Genomic DNA, 13971 nt, shown 5'->3' on the forward strand with positions numbered 1-13971 from the left:
TATTATTGAACAATTCGCCCGCTTTGTTGTTCTTGTGTTGGATTATGTGACCTACATTTTCCGTATATTATTGATTCAAATATTTTTCCACGATCATCAATTAGTCTACCTGTAATCACATAAGGATCACCAATAGGATATTTAATCTTTTTGTGATGCTTTGTATAAAGACCAAAATCAATTGTAATTATTGCACTTTGCAAACAATTCAAATTCATTTTTTTCTTATTTAATAAGCGGTCAAGTTTTGAGTGATATTCAGATATAATTTGATAAAAATTTGCTTCTTCAGGTTCAATAATCTGATTTAATAAATCAAATTTTAATGATTGAACATTGTTATATTTTGCAAATCGATATAATACACCTAATGCCCAGTATCCCTGTAAATCATTATTTCGGCTGTTAAAGCTATTTACCATTCCTAGTATTACATCAATAAGTTCTTTATGATGCCCCATATTAATTTATCTTCTTTTGGTAAAACATTAATCCGCTGTAACACTAATTGTTTAAAGGTTTGATTGGAAAAGTCATCTAATTGATTAATCTAATAACAATTTAGTGATTCAATTCCTATCCTTTAAAATAGCATAAAGGAATAATGAAATAATATACTTTTTTATTAATATATAAGTTATATATCCTGTCATCATCTACAAAACAATGTCTAATACTTTTATTTTCTTTGAGTAGAAATTTATCTATTAATAAAAATAATATGATTTTTGGGTACTATGTTTTTCTTATATTTAAAGTGGATGGATTTTCTCTGATTTTTGTAAAAATTATTCAGGAGTCTATGCCGTTTCATCTTAAATCGTTAAAAGAATTTAAAACAAAAAATTTTTATATTCTATTTTACTGCTTATTATTCAATAATTTACCCCGTCAAGCCTAGAACAGATGTTAATAAATTTTACTTATTTAAATATTATTAGCTAAATAAAATATTTAGCACTAATTTAGCTACTTTATTCAAGACTTTCTTATTTTTTTGTTTTATACTGTGGTCTTTGATTTGATTTTTTCTCAATCAATACGTCAAAAGAAATTACTATTTTTAACATGTGTATTTATTTGGTATTGGAAATTTTTCTGTAAAATGATGTGATTGCTAACTTGGAATCTGTTGATGCGGAAAATAATTTTAGCTATACAAATAATTGTTTAGCTAAAACAAGATTTGCAACGTAGAGAAGGTCTTTGGTCACACAAAATGATTTCACAAGAAGAAATTGACCATGCACGGTAAGACGTTGCCATTGCAACAACAAATGATTTAGATATTGTTAAGAATAAATTGGCAATTAATAATGCATTGCTTATAGAAACTCCACTACTTGAACAACCCAGCGTTCAACAAGCTATCTATAAATAAAAAAACAGATTGAAAGCTTAGGATTGTATGTTGATATTAATAAAAACACCTATATACCATTTATCCGTTAATTAAATAAAATGCGAGATATCATGGATCATTTTCAACAATTGGAATTAAAACAAATAGAAAATGACCTTGTCCTTGAAATAGGTGATATAAGATACTTCACTACAATTTTTCTGAAAACTTAGCGTTTATATTGATAATAAAATAAATAACAGAAATCAATCAGCTTACGAAAATTTAATGGCAATAGAAGATGAAATTAATAATTAATTTCTATATATTATTTACTGCAATTTATGTTGTTGATTTTTAACATTTTATAACTAAGATTTTTCGATGTATATTTCATTATCAATATAAATTAAATTTTAGATTGATATTTATGACTAAACACTATTTGAGTAATAACGAACAAAAGTATCTTAATACTTTTATGAAAAAAATTCCTGGACGATGTACAGAAGCGGTAATTAACTTAAAAAAAACGAAGAGAGCTTCATTTGAAGAAGTGTATTTTTTAGTTCGTATAATGACGATTTTTGACTATATAAGCTTAGTTGAGGAAAAAGGAAACACTACGAATGATATTCGGTTTAAAACTTTTTATAAAGGTCATGCTGTTTATATAAGGCCTCACTATAAAGTTGAAAATATAAATCCTAAAAGTCAAGATTGGTCTATTGATTTTGTATTAACGATTCACCGAATTATTAATAATAAGGAAATATTTATAGACTCATTGGGAATTGAATATGATGGACATCCTTCTCATTTCACGCCAGATAGGCTACTTTCTGATAGAAAAAGAGATATTCAAATATTAATTAAAGAGCATGTTAATTTATTACGGATAACAAAAGATATTGTGACAGAATCTTTTATTGAAATAGAAAAAGCAATTTTTAGTTTTTTTGATAGAAAAATTTCTATTATTGATGAAGTTCAATCTAAAACGTTATCGTATATTAATTCTCTTGAAGATATCCCAACATTAACGACATGCCAACTTTGTAATGGTATTGGACGTTTAAACTTTCAAGATTGCCCTATATGCCATAATATGGGGAGCACGCCTGAGAATCAAAAAATAGACCTATCTGAATTTGAAATTTTTACTTGCGGAAAATGTGGCGGAATAACCTCTAATGATTGCGAGTTCTGTGCTGGTGAAGGTAAGGTGACAAGGGAAATTGCTTTAAGTATGACATGATTAAAGGTTACTCTTAAATAGATATCGATATAACTCGTTTTTCGAGCATTTAGGTTATAGCTACGATATAACTTATTTAAAGCAATTTTTGTTTCATATTTTGTAATACTTTTTCAAATTTAAAAATCTAAATCCCCTAAAATTGAGATATATCCCGTAATTATCTCTGCACTTCTATATTATTTATAATGTTTTTTTCAATTTGCATTAGTTTGGCCTTTATACTGCATATTGACACGCTAGTTATTCAACCACAGTTATGACAACGAGCATTTGGTTATACGGTATCATCTTTGTATGTTTAATCAGGCTTGTGTGGTTTGCAAGTTCATCAATTAAAAATAATTAAATTAACTTAAACTGTTTTTTCTGATATTGTGTTGGCAATTTATACAGAATATTGATGAATATACGTCAAATTTACAACGAGTGAATTTTTTATAAACAGTATTTAAGCCAAGTTATTTAAGGGGGTATTTAATTTGTTACCTGATAATTCATTGATTAAATTATATGAACAAAGTACAGCAAATTTGTATTTCTTTCACAACACCATAACTGATAAACATAGCCATCCTTGTTTACAATTGACCATATCATTACATGATATTCTAATCACCCTTGAAACCGATGATGAAAATCATCATGGATTTGGTTTTATTATTCGATCTAATATTCCTCATAAATTGAATACCAACAAAACTTGCGTTATCAATTTTTTAGTTGAGCCTGAAGCACCATTTTTTAATTTATTATCTGACTTTACTAAAGTTAACCCTGTTTATCTGATATCTAAAAAACAATCTTTAATTCTTGCACAATATTTTATTCATTCTGTCAAAAATAAGTGCTTATTCGATATTCAGCATATTGCTAATTTGTTGCACGGCTCTAAAACAGAGTACAGTTATCAACAAGATAATCGAATTGTTAAGGCGACATCGATAATTTCCACCTTACCGATTAAACTTATTTCTTCAAAAGAACTGGCTGCAAAAGTTCATCTTTCCGAAAGTCATTTTTTACACATATTTCGCGCTAAATTAGGTATTAATTTTCGGGGTTATCTTTTATGGAAAAGGCTACGAGATGCCACTAATAATCTTGAGTCAAAATCAAACCTAACAACATTGGCTAATGATAAGGGATTTGCCGACGTTGCACATTTCAGCCGAACTTGCTTATCAAGTTTTGGATTAAGACCATCAGAACTTAAACGGGCGTTAATGCCTGAAGACAAAAGTAATGAGATAACCTCAATAGATTGCTTTAACAATGATCACTTTCAAGAAGAGTTTAAAATTATACCAATATTAGGATAACTCTTTATTTAAGATGAAAAGAATAAGATTCTAATTACATACATTAAATATCTATCTTTTAATCTACATTCTTGTAAAAATTATTCAGGAGTCTATACCGTTTCATTTTAAATTGTTAAAAGAATTTAAAACGAAAGCTTTTTAAGAATACGTTTCAACAAACATCCGCTTTTTTGATTAACTATTATTAATAATCTTATAACTAACTAATCTAAATCCATAAATAAACAAGTTTCCCACCTTGTGGTATTAGTGGTGGGCTATTGCAAAGTGTATTTATCCAAATAATAATAAATAAAAAAATTTAAATTAGTTAGTATGTTATGTATAAATTTAGATTGCTAATAATTTAAATTTCAATTAACTTCTGTCCATAACCCATAATTTTATCTTCTTTTATTTCATATTTTAATTTCCATTTTAGATTCAGTTCTTCCATTATTTTTTGATTTAAGGTGGTATCATCAAAACTTGGTCTTTTAAATATAAATAGATTTGAAAAAAGACTTTGATTTGTGGGATCTTGTTCTAAGATTTTAAATGCTTGATAGGTTTCTTCAATATTTAACTGATTTATTTGGTTACATAACAAACTATATTTATCGTCTAGTGAAAACTCTGTAATTTTTAGTAATTCGATTAATAAACTATAAGAAATTTTTCTAAATTCTAAAATTTCTTCCTGATATTCAACGCACAACTGCTTGATTATTTGTTTTATTTCATCAGTAGTAGAATCATAAAATTGATGATTGGTTATATAAGTGAGATCACTAACATCAAAGTTATTTTCTAAAATATAGTTTTGTAATTTTGTCGGATAATTTTTATTATTAATCGAAATTGATTCTTTTGTTAAAGCTAATAATGAAAATTTCTTATTTAAGCTTATTTCTTCTGATAGAAGACTTATGATTTCTTCATCATTTATTAACGAAGAATCTTTATTTAGCTTGTTAATATAGTCGTTAAAATTATGGATAATCAATTCTTGAATATTATCTGGATAATTTTCTCTTATAAAATCTAAATCTTGTTCCTCGCCTAAACCAATAGTTTTAAGCTGAATCAGAATTGATATATTTTCTTTACTAAGCTCTTTATAATCGAAGTTTGGATAATATCTACCATTAAACCATGAAATTAACATACTGTATTTATCAGGATTTAATTTAGTATTAAGGATTATTTGTCTAAAGAATAAATTTAGATCATCTTCATCTGATATTAATTTTTCTAAATCAGCCTGTTGTGACGATATATTTTTATTACTACTATTAATAAAATTGGCTAATTGATCATTGATTTTTCTATCCTTATTATTTTCTTTTTCCAATTTATAATTAAAGAAATAGTGGACAATATTCTCTGCTGAATATTCTATTTTTTGCTTTTCAAGTAGTATATTCCAAACACCTTTATCGGTTACTTGTTCCAATAATTTAATGGTTAATGAAATTTTATCTATATAAGCTATTTTAACAGATAAAGATATTGCATCATGATTCAGAATAAATAATACGGTATCCTCATTATCATCAATTATTGGGATATCTGATTTAGCAATGGATGAGACTAGTGGTGCAGGATTATTTTGAAAATAAGTATTAACTGGCGCATTATCACCTAATGTCAATAGGGTTTGTATAATTTGAGAATCGAAATTGGTTAGATTATATTTGTTTTCTAATATATGTTTTACATTAACATAGTTTAATTCATAGTGATTGTTTGCTTCAACTAATGCTAAGAGTTCTGGGGTTGAATGCTCAATTTGTTTGAATTTAATTTCCATTATTGCGAGAGCATCGGTTATTTTGCTTAAATAATCCTTTGTTTCATCAAGTAGTTGAAAAATCGTATTCCATTCTTCATCAATACATAAAAAATCATTTCGCTCTTCAATAAACTCTTTTAGAGCAACCAATCCATGCATTTTTTCTAATTCTATTAGTTGATTATGAATAAACGAAAGATAAACATAGAGTCTTGGGTCAAATATATTAAGAAGTGACCATATATTCCCAAATCGAATATTTAATTTTTTTATAAATAAACACAAATGTTCTGTTTTATATTTTATATTATTATTTATCAATAAAGTAAAGTATCTTGCTAAATATTCATTAACAAAATCAACTTCACGATTTGATTTAAATAAATTGATAAATTGAAATAAATCCCTTGTTTTGTTAGTCGCTAAAATATGATCAAGTAAGGAGAAATTTAACACAGCCGGCTCGTTAAACTTACTTGAATTATAGGAATTTAATCTTTTTAGTACTATCTCAGGTTTTTTTAATTCAAGCTGCCAGTCATTTAGTATTCGCTCGTTAATATTACGCAAAAATAGCGTATCATTTTGCGGTAACCCTTGTTCATCATAGAAGCTCGTATAATCATTATAATTTTCATCAATATAGCCTTGAATAATCAGTGTGCGTAAAAGCTGGAAATAACATGAAGATTCTAATTTTTCATATTCAGATTTATATTGTTTATGCTCTATTTTCTCTTCTGTATCGGTTATCTGGTCGTAAATATGATCTTTAAACAAAGTTTCTATAGTAGTATTATTATCTTGCTTAATCTTAATAACTTCAGAAATTTTATTAGGTGATTTTAATTGTAATTTTTCTTTTTCTAATTCTCTAATTTCTGCTAAAAGTGTTGATTTTTCATTTTCTAGAATAATTTCAAGTTTTTCTCGCCTGTTTTTATATTCACTATTTTTCTCAAGATCATTAAAATATTGTCTGCAATCAATTTCATTATAATAATTATTGATTTTATAGTTATTTTTTATCAAACTAGAAATCAATTCTATTCTATTTAAAACAGAAATTTTTGTCCCATCATCAAATTGATAGTTAACGGAATAAATTTCGGATGGAAATTTAATATATAAAGCCTTTAACTCATCAACATTTTCCAAATGATTCGTTTCTTTCATTTTGATTATGTCTTTTTTGGATTGAATTGCCTTATCTAATTGTTCAATTTGAGTTTGATAAATAGAATTTCTTTGTTTTATTAGTGATTCAATAATTCGATGAACAACACCTTGCCCTAACCCCAAGCGAGTTAAAGAATAATCTTCTGGAAAAATATTTTTATAAACAATAATGGCTAATAGGTTTTCTTTTTTAAACCAACTGGCTTGATGGGGTAATTTTTTCTTATAAATGATATATTCGTTACAAATATTTTTAATGAGCCTAATATCATCTAAATATAATGATAAAGTATCTAAAAAAGATATTGAAAAATCACTATAAATATTTTTACTTTTAAATAGATCTTCCATTTTTCCTAATGAATTGGAGTTATCCATAACGGGGACGATAGGTAAAATGTAATCAAAAAACTTTGTACGTTCCTTTGAATCAAAAATTTCATCTTTAATTAGATAGATAAATTTGATTTGTTTCCCCTTTTTCTTTTGTTTTTCCTTTTCCTTATGATTTTTCTGTATTTTATTACAAATAAATTTAAATGGTTTGCAAATAAATTCAAATGATTTATAAATAAATTTAAATAGTTTTTTCTTATTATTTTTTTGTCTTTTATTATAAATATAATTTAATTCTCTTAATTTACTGAGTATTAAATTATCATCATAGCGGTCGATATCTTCAAAAACGATAAAATCTAATTTTGATTTACGTAAGATATAAATAATTTCATCCAAATATTTATCAAAGTAAGAAACATCACATTCTGATGATATATCAAGCTCACTCTCAAAAATTTTTAGTTTTCTAATAAGATTTTTTCTATTTTGAAGATCGAGAGCTTTATAAGAAATAAATGTAAACAGTGTAAATGACAAACCGATAAGTATCAAAGTATGCTCAACAAAAATTTTGTTAAATAATGTTGTACCCTTGAAAATAAAACAACAAAAAAACAAAGCAATAATGCCAGCCCAAACTTTATTAATCCAGTTGTTTGGCTCAGCTTTAACTTTAAAATCTGTGTATGGAATTTGCTTTGGCTCGATTTGATGAATAAGTTGGTTAATAATCTTTCTTTCTAACATTAATTCATCATTAAAAGTGAATTCATTATCTGGGTTTTTGTTTTTTATTTTTGACTTTAGATTAGGTGAAAAATAAGAAAGTGAAATATGAATACCTTTAAGGTTTTTATGATGCTTTTCTTCGTAAGTTTTAATTACACTGCTTTTTCCTGAAGCATAAGGTCCACTAATAGCAATGTTCAGCAAATCCTCTTCTTTGAATATGAAATCGAGCGCTTCGTTATAACCTATCATTTCATCAGACGAAAGAGTCGTTGGCGTGAGTTTTTCAAAGGTGATATTTTCTTGTGCTTGAGCTAATTGCTTTGCTCCATTTTGATTATCTACCATTCTCCATTCCTTGCAATAATTTTTTCATTCAATCATTTCATTTATAAAACGTATTATTATTTTAATTTAGAAATATTTTATTATGTTAGCTTTAACATCTTATAAAATCATTTAAAAAGTAATATAACATATTTTTATTTATACTGAGCAGTGATTAACCAAAACCGATAATATTACTGATATTTTTTATTTACGCATCTTTTAGTTATTATAAGTTCTAGCAATAATCATTTAGCCTTTTGTTTGGTTTAGTATAATTTTCATCTTTAAACTCAACTCTTCTCTCTTTTACTATTTAAACTCCACAATTTGTAAAAATTATTCAGGAGTCTATACCGTTTTATTTTAAATTGTTAAAACAGTTTAAAATTAAAGTTTTTCGAAATATCGGCTTGTCTGCAATTTTAGAGGAATAGTTTTGGAGGAGCTTGGGTGTTTTTTGTGATACAAAAATGCCATTAGTTTAGAATTGTTTATTAGAAATATTATAAACATTCGAAAAGATAATTTTAAAAAATAACATATTGAAAAATATATCTTTCATTAAAACTAAAATTGTTGAGTAGTAATTCCTTGTAATGATGAAAAAGTAAATATCAAAGTTATTTATAGCAATAATAAATTAAAAAAGAATATCAAATGATATTTTTTGGACTAAGTTAATTTATTATTAAAGATAAACAATTGGTCGTCTTTGAGTTTTGGTATAATTAGTAAGTTATACAATTTAATAATGTCATATTTAAATTACTTTTTTAAAATTCTTTTATCTAGCTATTATGAAATATTTTTATATAAACATATTAATTAATAATTTATTCAATAAAATGACATTCAGTTTCTATAGATAAACAATCTATCATTTTTTCTATATCTAATGATTTATTTAATCCCAGTTTAAAAGTTGTGTTAGAGGAATAAAATAAATCATAGTGATTTAAAGGATGTAATCTTCCATTTTTTCTTTCAGGATCACAATCATAACGAATATAACCGTCTTCATAAGTAATTAGACTAGTTATTAAAACTCTCAATGATTCTGATTGACAATATAAGTCTTCAAAAAAGATTTCTAAATCAAATATTTTATTTGGAAACAGAGCTAATACATTAGAAGTAATTTGATTATCAATTTTTAGTTCATTAAAGCTAGAATAGAATTCTAACCTATTTTCATTATTAATAACTTTAAATGGGAAACCAATAGTAAAGTATTTATCTTTTTTTACGTAAAAAAGACGTGACATTTTTGATACAATCAAATACATGTGACCCGAATGCTCCTTTATTGGTGTTATATCACCAATAAGCATTAATTTGATACTTTTCATTAAAAGTATAATTACATCCCGCTTAGATCTTATTGGTTTGAAAAAATCATCTATTTGATAATGATCTAAAATAAATTCTTTCTTTTTCATGATTATTTCTTATTATTTATAAAGTCATAATTTTTATTTATTATTTGTATAATTAATTTATCATCAAATGTTTCCCCTATAAGGGTTATTATTACTTTAAATAAACCTGGTCTGAAAATAGGCATAACTTCAAGGTCGTCAAAAATATTATATACAAAATCATAAAACGAAACTTTTTTCTCATCATAGTTGAATGCTGTAACAATAGCTTTTTTTTCATCTTCTGTAGGTGGAGTGATTAATAATGTTGATGTTTCATTAATGTTTTTTAATTCTTGTTGAAGAGTTTTTGCTAATTCTTCATTACAATCTTGAGATATTAAAAGATAAGATCTTAAAAATGAACGAGTAAGCACCATATAAAGTGTGTTCCGATAACTTGGATTATTATGAATCTTTTTAGTTACACATATAACAAATGGGAATTCTAATCCTTTAACATTATTTTTATTACTTATAAACAACGTATCTTTTATTTTTTCTTTACTTTCATGAGCTTTATTAACTTTCCAACTAAATTCTCTTGGAATTGAAACGCTTAGTTTATCTATCGATAAATAGGAATTATTATTATCATCCATAAATATTATGCCAATGTCATCGGCTATAACTGTAGGATTTTCTCTTTTAATATCTCTAATAATTTCAACTATTTTTTTTTCGGCATTTTCCTCTAACGCTTTGCTTGTTTGAACTAACTCAATACTACTAAAATTTAATTGATTTAAATCTTCAAATCGCCTTAACGGTTCTCTTGAAAGTTGGTACTTTTCTGCTCCATTTGTTAATTTTTTTAATTCATAACCACATGCTTTCCATTCATTATCTTCAAGCCATCTTAATTTTGGAGATTCAAATAATCCCATCCCCAATGCATGTGCGAACATTAGAGTTTTAGGATCTGTTCGATAACATTTGCTTAATAGAAAGTCTGGTTGTATTTCCGAAATAATTGAATCATCAAAAATACTTTGAAATATATCACCAGCGATATAAACCGTGTTCTTTGTGACTAATTCACTTAATTCAAAAAATGATTCTTGAAAATCTTGACTTTCATCAATTAACATATAATCAAATATATAATTATCTTCACCTAATTTTTTTATTTCTTCTAGAGCTTTTTTACAAACAAAATCAAATGAAGTATGAAAACTATAAGAATTAAAATTCAAATTGTATTTTTCGCAAATATATCGATATATCCCAGAAAATGGATCGTATTTGGATCCCCATGCATTAACACATAATAAACGTTCATTCCATTCTATCTGTTCATCTACTTTCATAAAATTAAAAAATTCAGGTATCCTTTTTCTCAAACTATCAGCTAATATTTTATTATGGCAAGTAAAAGCGACTTTAGCATCTTGTGATGAAGTGTAGATATCTTTAAGTTTATGTAATAAAAGTTCTGTTTTCCCGGTTCCTGACAATCCTTGGATAGTAATCCTTTTCTGATCTGTTTTTTGATAAACAAATCTTGTTTGATCTCCATCAAACAATTGTATTTTTTGTTTAATTTTATCTAAAATATTATCTGGAATATCTCCTTTTACTTTATCTATATCATTTATACTACCAGTTAGAAGAGAGATAAGCAGTTCACATTTTTTTTTCAGTTCCCCAGTCAATAATCTATTTTCATCAAATAGATTCTCAATGTTATTTATATAATCTGTTATATGAACTTCAGCGATAAGATCTTTTCTCCATATTCGTGGACGACCAATAATATCTTTATACCTATATTTATCTGATATTGAGCCTAAATCTTCAATAAAATCTTCTACAAATCTGTCAAAATCACATTTATTTTTACCTAGTTGCACAAATATTAATTTATAATTTGGTGCTAATAATAAAAAGGCTTCTTTATATTCGTAATTATACTTTGTATCACCCAATGGTTTATTAATAATATAAACTTGCTTTTTGTTATCAAAAGAATACTTTTCCAATTTATCTAGAAAATTCGCATTACTATCGTTTTTATCAATTTGTAAAAAGAAAAAACTTGTAGTCATATAACATTCCTTTTTTTATCATGTTTTAATTTCGAAAAAAAGACAATGATTAAACTTGATAAATAAATATTTTTACTAAATATAAGAAAATAACATCTTATAAAAATAAATGAATTATTAAATATATATCAATTGTATTTGTGAGTTATATCACGATTTTTTAAAGTTATTAATAAATTTATATTTGATAAAATATTTTATATATAAACACAACACTTCATATAATTTAAATTATATTTCAGAATCAAATATTGTTGATTTCATATAATTACCAAATAATTTTTGTCATTTCATTGATCAAATAGATTATCGCTAATAACTTTTAATTATTTCAATAGTAAAAATAGCAGCAATTATCAGTAATATTGGCCATAAAATATCAAATTGGCATAAAAAATGCATTCCTTAGTTATCATTAATAGATGAGGGATGGTTAAAATGGAAAAGAAATATAAAGTTAAGCTGTTATTAAGTATGTTGCTCGTGAGTGGTTTGTGTCAGGCGGAACCGTTGCCTTTTTCAGAAACAGGTAAATATTGTGAGACGCCTTCTCGATGTCTTAATCCAATCACTACCCATGTTATGGTGACTTCGCCAAATTATTTAGCAACTCAAGCAGGTCTTGATGTGTTACATCAAGGTGGTAATGCGGTTGATGCTGCTATTGCGGTTGCATCGACATTAGCAGTTGTTTATCCACAAATGAATACTATTGGCGGTGATAATTTTTGGATAATTTATAACTCAAAAACCAAAGAAATTAAGGGATTAAACGCCAGCGGGCGATCGGGTAGTATGGCGACGATTGCATTTTATAAGCAACAAGGGTTAGATAAAATTCCGTCGCGTGGTTATTTAGCTGCTAATACCGTCCCTGGCGTGGTTTCTGGTTGGGATGAAGCCTATCAGTATGCATCAAAAAGCATGAATAATTCTTTACCGTGGAATAAGTTGTTTGATTCGGCAATCAATTATGCTGAACATGGATTTGCCGTTTCACCAAGTTTAAATTATTGGTCTACAGTCAATATTGATACTAAAGATAAAGAGTTTCGCGATCTTAAACGTTTTGATGAGTTTAAAAGAGTATTTCTAAAAAAAGGTGGTGAAGTCTATCAAATCGGCGAAATTCTCAAACAACCTGATTTAGCAACTTCATTAAAGTCTATTGCCAATGACGGTGCAACGGTATTTTATCGTGGCAATATTGCTCACAAAATTGTTGATGATTTAAAGCGTCATGGCGGAGTGTTGACCTTAGAGGATTTTGCTAACCATAAAGCAACATGGGTTTCTCCTATTCATGTTAATTATCGACAGTATACGGCTTATAATTTGCCTCCTAATACACAAGGGATGGCTTCTTTAGAGATTCTTAATATATTAAATAATTTTGATATTAAATCATTAGGCGAAGGCAGTGCTGATTATTATCATTTAATCATTGAGGCGACCAAGCAAGCGTTTGTCGATCGTGATAAATATTTGACGGATCCTGATTTTAACCCGATCCCACTTGAGTTTTTATTATCCTCTCAGCATGGTCAACAGCAAGCTAAACAAATTGATATGCAAACTGCACGTATCGATATTAAGCCATTAGATCCAAAAGGGGATACGGTTTGGTTTGGCGTTGTTGATGCACAAGGGAATGCGGTTTCTATCATTCAAAGTATTTATCATGATTTTGGTTCAGGAATTGTCGCCAAAGATACCGGAATTTTACTGCAAAACAGAGGGAGCTTTTTTTCACTCGATCCTAATCATATTAATCGTTTAGAGCCGAATAAACGAACCTTTCATACCTTAAATCCAGCCATGTTATTTAAAGAGGGTGCACCGTATCTGGTCTATGGCACTATGGGAGGAGAAGGGCAGCCACAAACTCAAGCTGCCATCGTTACGCGAATTGTCGATTTTAATTTGTCTCCTCAAGATGCCATTAATGCACCAAGATGGTTACATGGGCGAACTTGGGGAGCATCATCCAATGATCTTAAAATAGAAGGACGAGTCGCTAAGAATATTATTGATACTCTTAAATCGCGTGGACATAATGTGAAAGTCGTTGATGATTATACCGATACCATGGGGCATGCAGGTGCAATTTTAATTGATGCCGATAATCATCGATTAATGGGTGCAACCGATCCTCGTGGTGATGGTTTAGCTGCGGGTTATTAATGATTGATTAAAATAATAGATCAAATCAGAAATGCTAGAACTAAA

At 27.2% G+C, this 13971-nt stretch carries 7 protein-coding genes; 3 read left to right on the forward strand and 4 right to left on the reverse strand.

What is annotated here, in order from left to right; genetic code table 11:
• Nucleotides 1-2: 2 nt before the first annotated feature.
• Nucleotides 3-461, reverse strand: a complete 459-nt coding sequence (locus H3T96_RS10340) for a hypothetical protein (protein ID WP_144092516.1) — start codon at nucleotides 459-461, stop codon at nucleotides 3-5.
• A 1362-nt stretch (nucleotides 462-1823) separates the two neighbouring features.
• On the opposite strand from H3T96_RS10340, the gene H3T96_RS10345 reads away from it, so the two are divergent.
• Together H3T96_RS10345 and H3T96_RS10350 are read left to right on the forward strand one after the other, a co-directional pair.
• Entirely contained in the window at nucleotides 1824-2600 is a 777-nt protein-coding gene (locus H3T96_RS10345) for a hypothetical protein (RefSeq protein WP_143422812.1), read from the forward strand.
• Between the two features lie 482 nt (nucleotides 2601-3082).
• The gene (locus H3T96_RS10350; RefSeq protein WP_086326721.1) at nucleotides 3083-3922 is read left to right on the forward strand and encodes a helix-turn-helix domain-containing protein; all 840 of its coding nucleotides are present in this window, start codon (nucleotides 3083-3085) and stop codon (nucleotides 3920-3922) included.
• Between the two features lie 349 nt (nucleotides 3923-4271).
• On the opposite strand, the gene H3T96_RS10355 is transcribed toward H3T96_RS10350, so the two are convergent.
• The 3 genes from H3T96_RS10355 to H3T96_RS10365 form a co-directional block, all read right to left on the reverse strand.
• Nucleotides 4272-8294 carry a hypothetical protein gene (locus H3T96_RS10355; protein ID WP_144092514.1) on the reverse strand — a complete coding sequence of 1341 codons (4023 nt, stop codon included), beginning with the start codon at nucleotides 8292-8294 and terminating at the stop codon, nucleotides 4272-4274.
• Nucleotides 8295-9109: 815 nt separating this feature from the next.
• Nucleotides 9110-9715 carry a hypothetical protein gene (locus H3T96_RS10360; protein WP_144092512.1) on the reverse strand — a complete coding sequence of 202 codons (606 nt, stop codon included), beginning with the start codon at nucleotides 9713-9715 and terminating at the stop codon, nucleotides 9110-9112.
• 2 nt (nucleotides 9716-9717) lie between these two features.
• The gene (locus H3T96_RS10365) at nucleotides 9718-11742 is read right to left on the reverse strand and encodes a DEAD/DEAH box helicase (protein WP_144092510.1); all 2025 of its coding nucleotides are present in this window, start codon (nucleotides 11740-11742) and stop codon (nucleotides 9718-9720) included.
• A gap of 438 nt (nucleotides 11743-12180) precedes the next feature.
• Here H3T96_RS10365 and ggt point away from each other — a divergent pair, with 438 nt between their 5' ends.
• Nucleotides 12181-13926 carry a gamma-glutamyltransferase gene (ggt, locus tag H3T96_RS10370; RefSeq protein WP_186279263.1) on the forward strand — a complete coding sequence of 582 codons (1746 nt, stop codon included), beginning with the start codon at nucleotides 12181-12183 and terminating at the stop codon, nucleotides 13924-13926.
• Nucleotides 13927-13971: the final 45 nt, after the last annotated feature.

The organism is Gilliamella sp. W8136, assembly GCF_016101285.1.
GTDB classification, from domain to species: Bacteria; Pseudomonadota; Gammaproteobacteria; order Enterobacterales; family Orbaceae; genus Gilliamella; species Gilliamella apicola_N.

Excerpts from the sequence above, each read along its gene's own strand:
- H3T96_RS10340 (WP_144092516.1), bottom strand. The coding sequence starts at position 461 with ATGGGGCATCATAAAGAACTTATTGATGTAATACTAGGAATGGTAAAT.
- H3T96_RS10345 (WP_143422812.1), top strand. The coding sequence starts at position 1,824 with ATGAAAAAAATTCCTGGACGATGTACAGAAGCGGTAATTAACTTAAAA.
- H3T96_RS10355 (WP_144092514.1), bottom strand. The coding sequence starts at position 8,294 with ATGGTAGATAATCAAAATGGAGCAAAGCAATTAGCTCAAGCACAAGAA.
- H3T96_RS10360 (WP_144092512.1), bottom strand. The coding sequence starts at position 9,715 with ATGAAAAAGAAAGAATTTATTTTAGATCATTATCAAATAGATGATTTT.
- H3T96_RS10365 (WP_144092510.1), bottom strand. The coding sequence starts at position 11,742 with ATGACTACAAGTTTTTTCTTTTTACAAATTGATAAAAACGATAGTAAT.
- ggt (WP_186279263.1), top strand. The coding sequence starts at position 12,181 with ATGGAAAAGAAATATAAAGTTAAGCTGTTATTAAGTATGTTGCTCGTG.